The 14,808-nt window shown below is 60.1% G+C and carries 16 protein-coding genes; 11 read left to right on the top strand and 5 right to left on the bottom strand.

Going from position 1 to position 14,808, the window contains the following annotated elements; translation table 11 throughout:
- Complete coding sequence (locus tag VWZ87_RS13275) at positions 1–1,176, top strand: ABC transporter permease (protein ID WP_340547191.1); 1,176 nt, start codon at positions 1–3, stop codon at positions 1,174–1,176.
- Between the two features lie 69 nt (positions 1,177–1,245).
- Here the strand turns inward: VWZ87_RS13275 and VWZ87_RS13270 are convergent, their stop codons facing one another.
- Positions 1,246–2,421: an acetyl-CoA C-acyltransferase family protein gene (locus tag VWZ87_RS13270; RefSeq protein WP_416534308.1), complete on the bottom strand. Its 1,176-nt coding sequence runs from the start codon at positions 2,419–2,421 to the stop codon at positions 1,246–1,248.
- A gap of 137 nt (positions 2,422–2,558) precedes the next feature.
- Between VWZ87_RS13270 and VWZ87_RS13265 the strand changes: the two genes are divergently transcribed.
- The 3 genes from VWZ87_RS13265 to tdh all read left to right on the top strand — a co-directional run bounded on the left by VWZ87_RS13265 (position 2,559) and on the right by tdh (position 5,476).
- The gene (locus tag VWZ87_RS13265; protein WP_340547193.1) at positions 2,559–3,125 is read left to right on the top strand and encodes a helix-turn-helix domain-containing protein; all 567 of its coding nucleotides are present in this window, start codon (positions 2,559–2,561) and stop codon (positions 3,123–3,125) included.
- A 120-nt stretch (positions 3,126–3,245) separates the two neighbouring features.
- Entirely contained in the window at positions 3,246–4,433 is a 1,188-nt protein-coding gene (locus VWZ87_RS13260; RefSeq protein ID WP_416534307.1) for a glycine C-acetyltransferase, read from the top strand.
- A gap of 14 nt (positions 4,434–4,447) precedes the next feature.
- On the top strand, positions 4,448–5,476 hold the full coding sequence (tdh, locus tag VWZ87_RS13255) for an L-threonine 3-dehydrogenase (protein WP_416534500.1): 1,029 nt from the start codon (positions 4,448–4,450) through the stop codon (positions 5,474–5,476).
- Between the two features lie 75 nt (positions 5,477–5,551).
- Here the strand turns inward: tdh and VWZ87_RS13250 are convergent, their stop codons facing one another.
- The 3 genes from VWZ87_RS13250 to VWZ87_RS13240 form a co-directional block, all read right to left on the bottom strand.
- Positions 5,552–6,280 carry a metallophosphoesterase family protein gene (locus tag VWZ87_RS13250; RefSeq protein WP_416534306.1) on the bottom strand — a complete coding sequence of 243 codons (729 nt, stop codon included), beginning with the start codon at positions 6,278–6,280 and terminating at the stop codon, positions 5,552–5,554.
- A 96-nt stretch (positions 6,281–6,376) separates the two neighbouring features.
- On the bottom strand, positions 6,377–7,972 hold the full coding sequence (gene serA, locus VWZ87_RS13245; protein ID WP_416534305.1) for a phosphoglycerate dehydrogenase: 1,596 nt from the start codon (positions 7,970–7,972) through the stop codon (positions 6,377–6,379).
- A gap of 113 nt (positions 7,973–8,085) precedes the next feature.
- Positions 8,086–9,267, bottom strand: coding sequence for a phosphoserine transaminase (locus tag VWZ87_RS13240; protein ID WP_416534304.1), 1,182 nt, complete (start codon positions 9,265–9,267; stop codon positions 8,086–8,088).
- Between the two features lie 288 nt (positions 9,268–9,555).
- Here VWZ87_RS13240 and serB point away from each other — a divergent pair, with 288 nt between their 5' ends.
- From serB to VWZ87_RS13215, 5 genes are all read left to right on the top strand, one after another.
- The gene (gene serB, locus VWZ87_RS13235; RefSeq protein ID WP_340547198.1) at positions 9,556–10,431 is read left to right on the top strand and encodes a phosphoserine phosphatase SerB; all 876 of its coding nucleotides are present in this window, start codon (positions 9,556–9,558) and stop codon (positions 10,429–10,431) included.
- A 4-nt stretch (positions 10,432–10,435) separates the two neighbouring features.
- Complete coding sequence (locus tag VWZ87_RS13230) at positions 10,436–11,194, top strand: TSUP family transporter (protein WP_416534303.1); 759 nt, start codon at positions 10,436–10,438, stop codon at positions 11,192–11,194.
- A gap of 98 nt (positions 11,195–11,292) precedes the next feature.
- Positions 11,293–11,613, top strand: coding sequence for an ArsR/SmtB family transcription factor (locus VWZ87_RS13225; RefSeq protein WP_340547200.1), 321 nt, complete (start codon positions 11,293–11,295; stop codon positions 11,611–11,613).
- Positions 11,610–12,038, top strand: coding sequence for an SRPBCC family protein (locus VWZ87_RS13220; RefSeq protein ID WP_416534302.1), 429 nt, complete (start codon positions 11,610–11,612; stop codon positions 12,036–12,038). Before VWZ87_RS13225 ends, VWZ87_RS13220 begins: the two co-directional genes overlap by 4 nt.
- Positions 12,039–12,100: 62 nt before the next feature.
- Positions 12,101–12,415 carry a hypothetical protein gene (locus VWZ87_RS13215; RefSeq protein WP_340547202.1) on the top strand — a complete coding sequence of 105 codons (315 nt, stop codon included), beginning with the start codon at positions 12,101–12,103 and terminating at the stop codon, positions 12,413–12,415.
- Positions 12,416–12,488: 73 nt separating this feature from the next.
- On the opposite strand, the gene VWZ87_RS13210 is transcribed toward VWZ87_RS13215, so the two are convergent.
- Positions 12,489–13,487 carry an asparaginase gene (locus tag VWZ87_RS13210; protein WP_416534301.1) on the bottom strand — a complete coding sequence of 333 codons (999 nt, stop codon included), beginning with the start codon at positions 13,485–13,487 and terminating at the stop codon, positions 12,489–12,491.
- A gap of 174 nt (positions 13,488–13,661) precedes the next feature.
- Here VWZ87_RS13210 and VWZ87_RS13205 point away from each other — a divergent pair, with 174 nt between their 5' ends.
- Positions 13,662–14,192 carry an invasion associated locus B family protein gene (locus VWZ87_RS13205; protein ID WP_340547204.1) on the top strand — a complete coding sequence of 177 codons (531 nt, stop codon included), beginning with the start codon at positions 13,662–13,664 and terminating at the stop codon, positions 14,190–14,192.
- 141 nt (positions 14,193–14,333) lie between these two features.
- Positions 14,334–14,717, top strand: coding sequence for a lysozyme inhibitor LprI family protein (locus tag VWZ87_RS13200; protein ID WP_416534300.1), 384 nt, complete (start codon positions 14,334–14,336; stop codon positions 14,715–14,717).
- Positions 14,718–14,808 lie beyond the last annotated feature (91 nt).

The raw sequence follows: 14,808 nt of genomic DNA, 5'->3' as shown, positions 1-14,808 counted from the left end.
ATGGCTTTGACACCTGTTGAAAACCAAACTCCTGGTTTCGTGGCGATGGTCGCTGCGGCGGCCGGCGCCTTCTTCGGCCTGTTTGTCGGCACTGCGCAGGGCTCTGGCCTTCTGGGGGTACTGATCGGCGCTGCTCTTGTTGGCGGGCTGGGCTTTGTCTTGGCGGGGCTTCGCGATCAGGAGCGGCTGATCCGATGGATCCTGATCGCAGCCTTTGCCATCGCAGGCTTTGTGATGGGCGGGCTGCCCTCGGCCGTCATCGGTATACTGTTCGGTGCCTTTGTCGGCTGGTTCATCTTCTGGCTCTCGACGTCACGCTACCGTGTGCATCTGGCGCCATATCTCACACCTGGCCAGGTGCTTTGGCACTATACGTTTCGGGTGATCTGCGGGGCGGTCTTCGTTTTTCTGATCACGCCGATCCTTGTGGTGATGCCACTGTCGTTCAACGCTCAGGATTTCTTCACCTTCACGCCGGAGATGCTGCAATTCGATCCCGAAGGCTATTCGCTGAAGCACTATCGTGACTTCTTTACCAATGCCGACTGGCAGCAGGCGATGTGGAACTCCATCAAGATCGCGCCGATGGCGACCATTCTGTCGGTGGGTTTCGGTACGCTGGCCGCCATTGGCCTCAGCCAGCCGCATGTGCCCTTCCGTCGGGCCATTATGGCGATCCTGATTTCGCCGATGATCGTGCCGCTGATCATCTCGGCTGCCGGGATGTATTTCTTCTACAGCCGGATTGGTCTGCAGGGGACATACTTCGGTGTGGTTCTGGCGCATGCAGCCCTTGGTATTCCGTTTGTGATCATTACCGTGACCGCCACTCTGGTTGGTTTCGACCGGTCTCTGACGCGTGCGGCTGCAAATATGGGGGCCGGTCCGGTCACCACCTTCTTCCGCGTGCAGATGCCGCTGATCCTGCCCGGCGTGATTTCTGGTGGTCTGTTTGCCTTCATCACCTCCTTTGATGAAGTTGTCGTTGTGCTCTTTGTCGGGTCTGCCGGGCAGAAAACCCTGCCCTGGCAGATGTTCACCGGCCTGCGCGAACAGATTTCGCCGACCATTCTGGCGGTTGCGACCATTCTGGTCGTGGTGTCGATCTGCCTGCTGACGGTGGTCGAGATGCTGCGTCGCCGGTCGGAGCGTCTGCGCGGCATGAGCCCGAGCTGATATCCGCGTCATCCAACAAAAAGGCCCCGGTGAGAACCGGGGCCTTTTGCTTTTCAGCGGATGCGGGGATCAGAGGCGTTCGATTGCGAGGGCGATACCTTGGCCGCCACCAATGCACATGGTGATGAGCCCCTTGGAGCCGCCGATCCGCTCCAGCTCGTAAAGTGTCTTCAGCGTGATGATCGCGCCAGTTGCGCCCACCGGATGGCCAAGCGCAATCGCGCCGCCATTCGGGTTTACCTTGGCCGGATCCAGTCCCAATTCCTTGTTCACGGCCAGCGCCTGCGCGGCAAAGGCTTCGTTCGATTCGATCACGTCAAAGTCGCTGGCGGAGAGCCCGGTTTTCTTCAGCAGGTTCTGCACAGCAGGCACCGGACCGATTCCCATCACTTCAGGGCGGACACCTGCATGGGCGTAGCCCAGAATACGGGCCTTGGGCTTCAGGCCAGCTTTCTGGGCAACCTCAGCTGTGGCCATGACGATTGCGGCGGCACCATCGTTGATGCCGCTTGCGTTGCCAGCAGTGACACGGCCGTCCTTCTTGAACACCGGTTTCAGGCCGCCAAGTGTTTCCATTGTGCTGGCCTTGGGGTGTTCATCCACCTCAAAGGCCACCATGTCACGCTTCACCTTGACCTCGACCGGCGTGATCTGGCTGGCAAAATGCCCGGCCTCGATTGCCGCAGCGGCGCGCGTCTGGCTGGTCAGCGCAAACTCATCCATCTGGGCGCGCGTGATGTCATGCTCATCCGCGACGTTTTCTGCGGTCACCCCCATGTGACCGGTCCCAAAGGGGCAGTTCAAGGCGCCCAGCATCATGTCGAGCGCGCGGGCATCGCCCATTTTCTGCCCCCAGCGGGCGCTTGGTACGATGAAGGGGCTGCGCGACATGTTTTCGGCGCCACCGGTGAGGGCAAATTCCGCGTCGCCCAGCATCAGCGACTGGATGCCGGAGACAATCGCCTGTGCGCCTGAGCCGCAGAGGCGGTTCACGTTCATCGCAGGCGTACCGTTCGGAATGCCGGCCTGCATCGCAGCGACACGGCTCAGGTACATGTCGCGCGGTTCGGTATTGATCACATGGCCAAAGACCACATTGCCGATCTGCCCCGGCTCAACGCCGGAACGTTCCATAGCGGCTTTGGATGCCACGGTTGCCAGATCAATTGGGGTGGTGCCCGCCAGCGATCCACCAAAGGTGCCGATGGCGGTACGGGCGCCATCCAGGATCACGATATCGGTCATGGTCTCTCTCCTCATGAGTTTCGCGCCGATTATGCAGATGCAGCATGGCCTGTCCTGCGAAACGTGCCGTCATAATAGTTTAGCCCTGATGCCGCTCCTGTTTGACAAATGGATTTCAAAGGCGCAGAGATTCCGCCATGACGGAAAATGTAGACGATATCCTGACGCTTCTGCCCGCCCGCCTGAAAGAGGCGCGTCGTGCCCAGGGCCTCAGCCTGGAGGCTGTGGCCAATCTCTCCGGTGTCAGCCGCTCCATGGTGAGCCAGATTGAACGCGGCGAGAGCTCACCAACGATTGCGACCCTGTGGAACCTGACGCGTGCGTTACAGGTGGATTTTGCGGGGCTGCTGGACAGTCAAGAGGCACAGGACCGGATCGAAGTCCTGCGCGATGGCGATGTCCCTTCCATTGAAAACATGGGGGAGGGCTGTCTGATCCGCATTCTTTCTCCACCTGAAGACGCCGGCGGCCACGAGGTCTACGATATCCGGCTCAAAGAAGGGGGCGCATTGAACAGCCAGCCTCATGGGCGCGGAACGGTCGAACACCTGACGGTTCTCGACGGGACTGTTGCGCTCTGTTCGGGCAGTGCGACCGAACGGCTGCACGCAGGGGATACCGCCCGCTATGCTGCAGATGTGACGCATTCCATCGCTGCACAGGACGGTCCGGCACGTCTGTTCCTGATCGTGAAGAATGCGTGATTGGCCAGAATAGGCGTGCCTTCCATTTTGACGGATTTTTGTCCACTATCTTGAAATCCCCTATTCCGGAAATTTTTCCGCTATGCTAGAACTCCGACTCGAACGAGAAGGAGTTTCCGCATGTCTACTGATTTTCTGACCGACATCTCCAAGACCCTGGAAGAGATCAAAGCTGATGGTCTTTACAAGCGGGAACGAATGATCACCTCCCCTCAGGGGGGCGAGATCAGGGTTGGGGATGCGGCGGTCATCAACCTGTGTGCCAACAATTACCTTGGCCTTGCAGATCACCCCGACCTCATCGCTGCTGCGCGCGGCGCAATGGATGACAAAGGGTTCGGCATGGCTTCTGTCCGCTTCATCTGCGGCACCCAGGACATTCACCGGGAGCTGGAGCAGCGGCTTGCGAAGTTCCTCGGGAAAGATGATGCAATCCTGTTTGCTGCCTGTTTCGACGCCAATGGCGGGCTGTTCGAGCCGCTCTTGGGGCCGGAGGATGCGATCATTTCCGACAGCCTGAACCATGCCTCGATCATCGACGGTATCCGGCTGTGCAAGGCCAAGCGCTACCGCTACCTGAACAGCGATATGAACGATCTGGAGGCCTGGCTGAAACAGGCCCGGGAGGACGGCGCGCGGCATATCATGATCGCCACCGACGGCGTGTTCTCAATGGACGGTTATCTGGCGAAGCTGCCGGAGATCCGGGCGCTGGCGAACAAATACGATGCCATCGTGATGGTCGATGACTGCCATGCCACCGGCTTTATGGGCGCAACAGGCGCCGGCACGCCGGAGCATTTCGGAGTGGACGTGGATATCGTCACCGGGACATTGGGCAAAGCACTTGGGGGGGCCATCGGCGGTTACATCGCCGGGCCGCAGCCAGTGATCGACCTGCTGCGGCAGCGGGCGCGGCCCTATCTGTTCTCCAATTCGCTGCCGCCATCAATTGTTGCTGCCGGGCTGGAAGCGATCCGGCTGGTGGAGGAAGGGGACGGGCTGCGGGCGCAGCTGTTCGAGAATGCGAAATACTGGCGCGCGGGGCTGGAGAAACTGGGCTTTGACCTGCTGCCGGGTGAGCATCCGATCATCCCGGTGATGCTGGGCGAGGCGCAGCTGGCGCAGGACATGGCGGCAAGGCTGTTTGACGAGGGCGTCTATGTCTCCGGCTTCTTCTTCCCTGTGGTGCCGCGCGGCCAGGCGCGGATCCGCACTCAGATGAATGCGGCGCTGACACGGGATGAGCTGGACCGTGCATTGGCCGCCTTTGGCAAGGTGGGCAAGGAATTGGGGATCCTGTCATGAGCCGTCCGAACACGATGAAGGCGCTGGAAAAGAGCCATCCGCAGGAGGGTCTGTGGATGGTGCAGGCGCCGGTGCCCGAGATCGGCCCGGACGAGGTGCTGATCAAGGTGAAGAAGACCGGCATCTGCGGCACCGACATCCACATCTGGAACTGGGATGAATGGGCCGCGCACACCGTGCCGGTGCCGATGATCACCGGCCATGAGTTCGCGGGCGAGATTGTCGAGATCGGCCGCAATGTCACCGATCTGACGGTGGGGCAGCGCTGCTCCGGCGAGGGACATCTGATCAAGACCGACTCGCGCCAGAGCCGGGCCGGCAAGTTTCACCTGGACCCGGGCACCCGCGGCATCGGAGTGAACGAGCAGGGGGCCTTTGCGCAGTATCTGAAGCTGCCGGCCTTTAACGTGGTGCCGCTGCCGGAGGGCATCCCGGATGAGATCGGCGCCATTCTCGATCCGCTCGGGAATGCGGTGCATACCGCGCTGAGCTTTGACCTCTTGGGGGAGGATGTGCTGATTACCGGTGCGGGCCCCATCGGCATCATGGCGGCGGCGGTGGCGAAACATGCCGGCGCGCGGCATGTGGTGATCACCGATATCAACCCGGACCGGCTGGCGCTGGCAGAACATGTGGTGCCGACCGTGCGCGCGGTGAACGTGGCACAGGAAGACCTGCACGACGTGGTGCGGGAGCTGGGGTTGAAACAGGGGTTCGACGTTGGGCTGGAGATGTCCGGCAGCCAGGCGGCACTCGACCAAATGGTGGAGGCGCTGGTAATGGGCGGCAAGATTGCACTCCTGGGCATTCCGCCGGGCAAATCGCCGGTCGACTGGTCACGGATCGTGTTCAAGGCGATCACCATCAAAGGCGTCTACGGGCGCGAGATGTTCGAGACCTGGTACAAGATGATCGCAATGCTACAGAACGGGCTGGATGTGAGCCGGGTCATCACCCACCGGTTCGGCGTCGATGATTTCGCCGACGGCTTTGCGGCAATGAAATCCGGCTCCAGCGGCAAGGTGGTGCTGGACTGGACGTGATGTCGGGAAGAGGGGGCTTTGCCCCCTCGCGCCCCTGGCGCTCACCCCCAGGATATTTGAAGCCAGAAGATGGGCTTATGGGGTGAGGGCCTGTCGGCCTTTGCTGGTGAGCAACCAGACCAGGCCGGATTCGAAAACGGCTGTGCTGAGCGGTTTGCCGAAACCGGCGCCGCTGTCGAGGTTCACGCGATTGCCATAATGTGTAGCGCGCTCCACCGGAGTGTGACCGTGAACGATAAGCTTGGGGTGGGGGGCGCGTTCCTGATGAAAGGACTGGCGTATCCAGACCAGATCATTTTCGATCTGGTTTTCCAGCGCAACGCCAGGCCGGATTCCTGCGTGGACGAAAGCGAGATCGCTGGTTTGATGCATGGTCGTCAAACGTTTCAGAAAGGCGACATGGCTGTCGGGGACCGCGGCTCTCGCCTCGGCATGGACGTCGGCAAGACGGGTTCGCTCTGGGAAGGTCACTCCGTAGCTTTCGAGCGTTTCGAGACCACCGATACGGTCGTGCAACCAGTGATAGCCCACCAGCATATGCGGGTCGTGGCGCGGCGTATCCTCCATGAACCAGGCGAACATGCGGTCGTGATTGCCCAATAGGGTTATCCAGTTGCGACCGTCCTTTTGCCCGGTGATCAGGTGATCGATCACCCCCCGGCTGTCGGGGCCGCGATCAATGAAGTCGCCCAGGAAGACCACCGACGCATCGCGCCCGCCATCTGCCTCGATCAGGTCCAGAGCCTCTTCCAGCATCCCAAGCTGGCCGTGGATATCGCCGATTGCATATATTGGGGCGGTCATGGGACTCTCCTGCGGGATATTCATGGTGCCAAACGAGAAATGCGCCGCCTTCATAGCTCGGCGGCGCATTCATTGAAATCTCTGATAGGCTAGGGATCAGCTGACATCAAACTGCAGCGGCTTGATCTGGTTGAAAAACTCGGTTTCCGCCAAGGCCGCGCGAGCCGCAGCCGGTACCGGTTCATCAACGTAGAGCAGTGCGATCGCCTCACCGCCGGCCTGCGAACGGCCAAGCGTGAAGTTGGCGATATTCACGCCCATATCGCCCAGAATGCGACCGAGGGTACCGATGATCCCGGGCACATCCTCGTTGGTGGTATAGAGCATATGCGCGCCCACCTCTGCGTCGATATTGATGCCCTTGATCTGGATGAAACGAGGTTTGCCATCCGAGAACACCGTCCCGGCCACCGAACGCTCACGCTTGCTGGTCACAACCGTGACCTTGATATAGCCGTCGAAGGCGCCGGATTTGTCCTGATTGGTGGTGGAAATCTGAATGCCACGTTCGCGGGCCACCACGGGCGCGGAGACCATGTTCACATCGGGATTGAGCTTCTTCATGATGCCCGCGACCACCGAGCAGTTCAGTGCCGCTAGGTTCATTTCGGCGGCCACGCCATCATAGAGGATGTTGATGGCCTGAATGGGTTCATCCGTCATCTGACCGATGAAGCCACCGAGATGCCCGGAAAGCGCGACCCATGGGCCCATCACGCGCGCCTCCTTGGCGGTCATCGAAGGCATGTTCAATGCGTTCTCAACCGCGCCGTCGAGCAGGTAATTCGACATCTGTTCGGCAACCTGAAGGGCAACGTTTTCCTGGGCTTCGCTGGTGGCTGCACCGAGATGGGGGGTACAGACTACATTTGGCAGGCCAAACAACGGGTTGGTCATGGCCGGTTCTTCGGAGAAGACATCAAAAGCAGCACCGGCGACATGGCCTGAGGTCAGCAGCTCCGCCAGCGCCGCTTCATCCACCAGACCGCCACGGGCGCAGTTGATGATACGCACGCCTTTCTTGGTTTTGGCCAGGTTCTCCTTGGACAGGATATTCCGGGTCTGGTCGGTCAGCGGCACGTGCAGGGTGATGAAATCGGCGCGGGCGAGCAGCTCGTCCAGGTCAACCTTCTCAACACCCATCTTGTCAGCTTTCTCCTGGCTGAGAAACGGATCATAGGCGACCACTTTCATCTTCAGGCCGCGGGCGCGGTCGCAGACGATACCGCCGATGTTGCCGGCCCCGATCACGCCGAGGGTCTTGTTGGTCAGCTCAACGCCCATGAATTTGGATTTTTCCCATTTGCCGGCATGCGTGGAGGCCGAGGCCTCGGGGATCTGCCGGGCGACGGCGAACATCATTGCGATGGCGTGCTCCGCGGTGGTGATCATGTTGCCAAAGGGCGTGTTCATCACGATCACGCCCTTCTGAGAGGCGGCATCCTTGTCAATATTGTCCGTCCCGATGCCAGCGCGTGCGATCACCTTGAGATTGGTGGCATTGTCGAGGATTTTCTGGGTGACTTTCGTCGCGGAGCGGATCGCGAGACCGTCGTAATCGCCGATGATCGCGGCCAGCTTGTCCTTGTCTTTGCCAAGGTCCGGCTGAAAATCAACATCGATGCCGCGATCACGAAAGATCTGAACGGCAGCTTCAGAGAGTTTGTCGGAGATGAGAACTTTGGGAGCCATGAGTGGGGTCCTTCATGCGGGGGCCGGTCGGGCCGAATGTCTGGGTGAAACGCCTGTGTCGGCGGCAAGTCGTCTGATGCCTGCCCAGCTGGTGCGGGGCAGGCGCTTGGGGGTCAGGCTGCGGCGGATTGAGCCGCGATTTCAGCCTCAAACGCCCATTCAAGCCAGGGCAGCATGGCCTCGATATCAGAGGTTTCGACGGTGCCGCCGCACCAGATGCGCAGACCGGCAGGGGCATCCCGATAGGCGCCTATGTCCAAGGCGACATCTTCGGCTTCGAGACGTTTGGCAACAGCCTTGGCGAAGGCAGCACCATCTGCAATGCGCGCATCGGTGAACTTCAGGCAAACCGATGTATTGGAGCGGGTGGCAGGGTCGGCTGCCAGATTCGCAAGCCATGGCTTGGCGGCGCAGAAATTGAAGATTGCCTGTGCATTGGCGTTTGCGCGGGCCTTTAGCCCGTCAAGGCCGCCGACGGACCGCGCCCAGTCTAGCGCGAGAAGATAATCCTCAACGGCGAGCATCGAGGGAGTGTTGATGGTCGCGCCTTTGAAAATACCGTCAATCAGCTTGCCGCCCTTGGTCAGGCGGAAAATCTTCGGCAGAGGCCAGGCGGGAGTGTAGCTTTCCAGTCGTTCAACCGCGCGGGGGCTGAGGATGATCATGCCGTGCGCCGCTTCGCCGCCCAGCACCTTCTGCCAGGAGAAGGTTGTCACATCCAGTTTGTCCCAAGGCAGATCCTGCGCGAAGGCGGCGGAGGTGGCGTCACAGATTGTGAGGCCCTCGCGATCAGCGGGGATCCAGTCGCCGTTTGGTACGCGCACACCGGAGGTGGTGCCATTCCAGGTGAAAACGACGTCCTTGGTGAAATCGACTGTGGCCAGATCAACCAGCTCACCATAGTCAGCGGTCTTGACGGTGGCGTCCAGCTTCAGCTGTTTCACCACATCGGTCACCCATCCTGCGCCAAAGCTCTCCCAGGCCAGCATTTCGGTTCCGCGGGCACCCAGCAGGTTCCACATTGCCATCTCGACCGCACCGGTGTCAGAAGCAGGAACGATCCCGATCTTATAATCCGCCGGTACGCCGAGAATTTCGCGCGTGCCTTCGATCGCGGCCAGCAGCTTGTCCTTGCCGACAGCGGCACGGTGGCTGCGTCCCAGAGGAGCGCCAGCAAGCTTGGTCAGATCAAATGCGGGGGGTTTGGCACAGGGGCCGGAGGAGAAACGCGGATTGGCAGGTCGCGCGGTAGGTTCGTGCACGGTTGCGTGCAACGCCGGTTCTTCAATAGCCATAATGCTATCCTTCCAGATAAGCGCCTCTCGTTGGGGAGAGGTGTCCCGCTGATAGGGCTACTGGCTGAAATCCGGCTGGGCAACAGGGAAAATGACAAATAGCGGCTATATCGGAATCAATAGCGACGCAATCTGACGCCTTTCGGAAACAGATGGCACGCTGGGCGGCGGGCGATGGCAATGTGAGACACCTGCGGCACAGTTGTGAGGGCAGGGTGGAATCGGGGGCTTGGCGATGGATGGCTTGCGGGCGTATGACGGGCGCATCCTTGCCCGATGGAGCTTGCCATGTTTGTCGCCACCCTGCTTTGCAATCCGCAAACCCCCTGCCTTGCACCCGCGCTAACCGAATCGCTGCGCAATGCCTGGGGGGGAGGTGATGTGCAGTGGCTGGCACCGGATATTGCGGCTGAATTCTCTCTGCAGGTGCGGCCGGATAATCACTGGGACGTTTGGGCGGATCTGCAGGATCTCGGCGTGGATCTGGTGATCCAGCCGACAGCGGGGCGCCGGAAGAAAATGCTGCTGGCGGATATGGACTCCACCATGATCCAGCAGGAGTGCATTGACGAACTGGCCGAAGAGGCCGGTGTGGGTGCGCAGGTGAAGGAGATCACGGCGCGGGCCATGAACGGTGAGCTGGATTTCGACGGTGCCCTGCGGGAGCGTGTCGCGCTGCTGAAAGGTTTGCCCGTCGCGGTGATTGATCAGGTTCTGGATCGCCGTATCACGCTGATGCCGGGCGGCCCCACGCTGCTGGCAACGATGAAAGCCGATGGAGCCTATGCCGCCCTGGTGTCTGGTGGTTTTACCGCCTTTACCGAATGCGTTTCGGATCGGTTGGGGTTTGATGAGAACCGGGCAAACACGCTGCTTGTGGCGGATGGCGTCCTCAGCGGTGAGGTCGGTATGCCGATCCTAGGGCGGGCCGCCAAGGTCGACGCGCTAGAGCAGATCACTGCGCGTCTGGGATTGACCGAGGCGGATGTCATGGCGGTTGGCGATGGTGCGAATGATCTTGGCATGTTGGGGCGCGCCGGTGCAGGTGTAGCACTCCATGCCAAACCATCGGTTGCCGCAGAATGCGACATTCGTATCAACCACGGTGACCTGACGGCGCTTCTTTATATTCAGGGCTATGCCCTGAGCGATTTCAAAGGCTGACATTATGTTCGAGGTAGGGTTTGAAGTCCTGCTGCTGTTGCTTGCAGCAGGGTTTGCGGCTGGGTTCATTGATGCAATAGCCGGTGGCGGCGGGTTGATCACGGTGCCAGTTTTGCTCTTGGCTGGGGCCAACCCAATCACCGCCCTTGCCACCAACAAGATTCAGGGATTGTTCGGGGCGGCCACCGCTGCCCTCAGCTATGCGCGCGGCGGTCACGTCGATTTGCGCGGGCAGGCTGGATCTGCGCTGATTGCAGGTATTGCGTCAATCTGCGGCGCGCTGTTGATTTCGGTGCTGCCGACGACGTGGATCCGGTGGATCCTACCGCTGTTGCTGATCGGAATTGCCGTGTTCTTTGCCACCAAGAAGGGGCTTGATGACAGCGATCGGGCGCGGCGCCTGTCGCCAGCGATATTTGCTGCCATCATCGTGCCGCTCTGCGGTTTCTACGACGGGTTGCTGGGGCCGGGTGCTGGCAGCTTCTACATGCTTGGTTTTGTGTCTCTGGCCGGGCTTGGCATCCTGCGTGCGACGGCACATACGAAACTACTGAATTTCGCGTCCAATGCCGGAGCACTGCTGGCCTTTGCTTTTGTTGCGACGCCATGGTGGGGCGTTGGATTGGCGATGGGTATCGCGCAGATCGCCGGTGCCCGGGTCGGTGCCGGGTTGGCGCAGAAGCAGGGCGCTCGCATGATCAAGCCATTGCTGGTTCTGACCTCAGTTGTTCTGGCGCTGCGGCTGCTGTGGGACATGCTGTGATCTTCTGGACGTCGGCGTCAACGCGGCAAGACGGATCACAACACTGCTGCGATAAAATTTAACCTATCCATTAATTAACCCATGTGTTAATATTGGGTATGACTCCATTACTCAAATCATTCTCCGCCCTCTCTGACGGCACGCGTATGGCCATCATCGAACAGCTGATGGAACACGGAGAACTGCCAGCCGGCGATCTGGTGCGGGGATCGGGCATCACTGCGCCGGCGATCTCGCGCCATCTCAAGGTATTGCGTGAGGCTGGATTGGTGGCGCAGCGCGCCGATGGGACACGCCGATTGTATTCAGCGCGGCCTGAGGGACTGAAGCTGATCGCAGACTGGACCCTGTCGCGGCAATCGTTCTGGCAAAGCAGCCTCGATCGGCTGGAAGCAGCACTAAGGGAGGAAATGGAATGACGGATTTGCGCTTGGAACGCGAATTCCAGGTGTCGCCGGACCGGCTGTTTGCCTGGATCAGCGATACCGAGAAGCTCCTGCAATGGTGGGGACCAGAGGGGCTGACCGTGCCTGAGCATACGCTGAATTTCCATCAGGAGGGGCCGTGGTCCACGGTCATGATGAATGCCGATGGAGACCGTTATCATGTCTCAGGTGTGGTCACCCATGTGCGTCCGCCGCAGTCGATCGGATTTACCTGGGCGTGGCACGACGAAGCAGGCGCGCGCGGGCACGAAAGCCATGTCACCCTCACCGTTGAAGCTATTGAGACGGGTGCTCGGCTGATTGTTGATCATCGGGATCTGGACAGCTCGGAGATGGCCGAAAACCACCGGGTCGGATGGGAATCGTCTCTGCGAAAACTGGTGTCCAAGCTCCCGTGATTGCGGGCTTGCGACAATGAGAAGCTGTTTTAACCAAGACCTAAACAGGGGAGGAGTACCCAATGCCACAGTTCATTTTTGCATATCACGGCGGCAAGACACCGGAGACACCGGAAGAGGGCGCCAAGGTCATGGATGCCTGGAAAACCTGGATGGGCGGGATGGGAGACGCGCTTGTCGTGCCGGGGAATCCTGTCGGCATGTCAAAGACGGTTCAGAAGTCTGGCGTCGCGGACAACGGTGGTGCCAATCCGCTCTCCGGCTATTCCGTGGTCGAAGCGGTCGACATAGATGCCGCCTGTAAAATGGCCAATGGCTGCCCGATGGTGACCAGCGGTGATGGTTCTGTTGAGGTCGCCGAAATCATCGAAATGTGACCACATATAGCTGTCTTGGAACACGCCTTTTGATTGCCCCGGTCCGCGTTCTGCGTGCCGGGGCAATCTTTGGTCAGAACTGCATTTCAGCTGAGGGCCGGATCGAACCACAGTCGATGCCTCGGCGATTGATCAGGGGGGCGTTGCGATATTTCAGTGTTGCCGGATGGTCGGCATCCAGAACGCCCAGCCCCACCAGAATACTTGCAATTGCGCATTCGCTGGCGCGGGTGGCACCGTCGGTGATCTTCAGCGCCACACCCAGTTTCTGTTCGGGCAGGATGGCGATGAAGACGGCTTCAGCGCCGGTTTTGATCGCGACCTTGCCACCCATCGCACGCATAAGGTTGGTGCAGGCGCGGGTTTCGCCAGCGACCAGTTCGGGATGCGCTGTCATCGCGGCCACCAGCTGCTGCGCGGCATCGGCATCGCGGTCCGAACGGTCAGAGGCGGAGGCAAACCAGGCCATCGCCCGTGCCAGACCCTTCACGGAGGTTGCGAAATTCGGCGCTGAACACCCGTCAATGCCATAGCCAGGGCTGGATTCGTCGGTCACCTGCTCAAAGGCGCTGCGGCAGGCCTGCTGTACCGGATGGTCAATCTCTACATATTCGGGTCCGGCCCCCAGGTGCTGGGACAGCGTCAGAAAGCCTGCATGCTTGCCGGAGCAGTTATTGTGAACCTGACACGGGCTTGTATCGGTTTTGATCAGCGCGTTTCGCGCCGGAATATCGTCTGGCAGCTGCGGGCCACAGCGGAAATCATGATCGGTCATCGACAGCTGATCCAGCCAGGCGTTGACGCGGCTGGTGTGGATCTCGGCGCCATTGTGCGAAGCACAGGCGAGGGCGAGCTGCTCAGAGGTCAGCCCGTATTTTGCCGCTGCGCCCGATGTGATCAGAGGCAGCGCCTGGATCATCTTGGCGGAACTGCGCGGGTAAATAATCGCGTCGGGATCGCCCCAGCTGCGCACGATCTCTCCCTTGGCGTTACAGACAACGGCATGGCCCAGATGCAGGCTTTCCAAGAGCGGACCGCGCCACACTTCAGTCATCGGTACGGGTTTGGTCATCACAAAACGCCTTTCCTGTTGGCAATTTCCCGCCAAAACGGGCTTTCACACGTGGCGATAGTTACGATAGTGTGTATGAGTACACAAGCGAGGGGATCGGGACCAGACGGCGAAGGTAACGCCGCATGTACCCTGGCTTATTTGAGGTAACGACAGTCTTTGGAGTTGGGAAAAATGGCATCAAAACTCGTCCGCTGCGTCGCGGGCCTGTGTCTGGCCGCAATGGCCACCAGCGCATCCGCACAGCAGGCAGAATCTGACAATCGCGTCGCGAGCAATGTCGACTGGAGCGTGTTTCAAGGCGAAAGTCCCAAGGAATGCTGGGGTGTCTCCGCTCCGAAAGAGACCGTAAACACCCGTGACGGCCGCGTGAAAGCCGTGCGTCGTGGCAAGATCCAACTGTTCGTTTTCTATCGGCCAGAAACCGGCGACAAGGGGCAGGTGACTTTCACCGGCGGCTATCCCTTTGCGCCGGGCTCAACCGTGAATCTCGCAGTGGGCGATACCGAATTTGAGCTGTTCACAGAGGGTGAGTGGGCCTGGCCTGCAACGGCTGCGGATGACGCCAAGATCATCACCGCGATGAAACGTGGCGCGCAGGCTGTTCTGACAGCCCGGTCCGCACGTGGGACACAGACCAAGGACACGTTCTCGCTCCTTGGCTTTACCGCCGCGGTCGAGGACGCCGAAAAACGCTGTAACTGATTGCGCTCGGCGGTCGCCCCCAGAGCGTCGCGCACGTGCGAGGAGACCCGGCCTGCATCCGGGTTTTGAGCTGTCGAACGGGTCGGAGGTGTTTTGCCCGGCCCGATAACATCTGTCATGACACCCTAGGAGTTCCACATCATGCGGCGCCACATCGTCACACTCGCCCTGGCATTGCCGTTGCCGGTTCTGGCGGATCCTGCAATGGAATGCAGCGGTGCTGTTTCTCAGGTTGACCTGCGCAGCTGCCTTGAGGCGGATGAAAACCGCGCCAATATGGCTCTTTCACAGGCGTTTGATTATGCCCGCAATACGATGGCCGAACTTGATGATACCACCGGACGACCTGCCGCAATCCCTGCACTGGAGGCGGGGCAGGCATCCTGGGAGACATTCCGTGACGATCATTGCGCGTTTGTCGGGGAGACCTTTGCCGGCGGTTCGGGAACCGGTATCGCGGTTCTATCCTGTCGTATTGGCCTGACACGGGATCGGGTCGACGCGCTGATGGATTACGCCCGGTAAGAGAGTGCCGAAGGAAAATCGGGAGGATTCCTTTTGATCTTTGGCAAGAATCCTATATAGAGCCGCATCCACCCAAACAGACCGAGTCTTT

Source organism: Phaeobacter sp. JH20_37 (genome assembly GCF_048056015.1).
GTDB lineage: Bacteria > Pseudomonadota > Alphaproteobacteria > Rhodobacterales > Rhodobacteraceae > Phaeobacter > Phaeobacter bryozoorum.
Note: the sequence above shows the minus strand (reverse complement) of the source record. Positions and strands in the feature narration are given on the sequence as shown.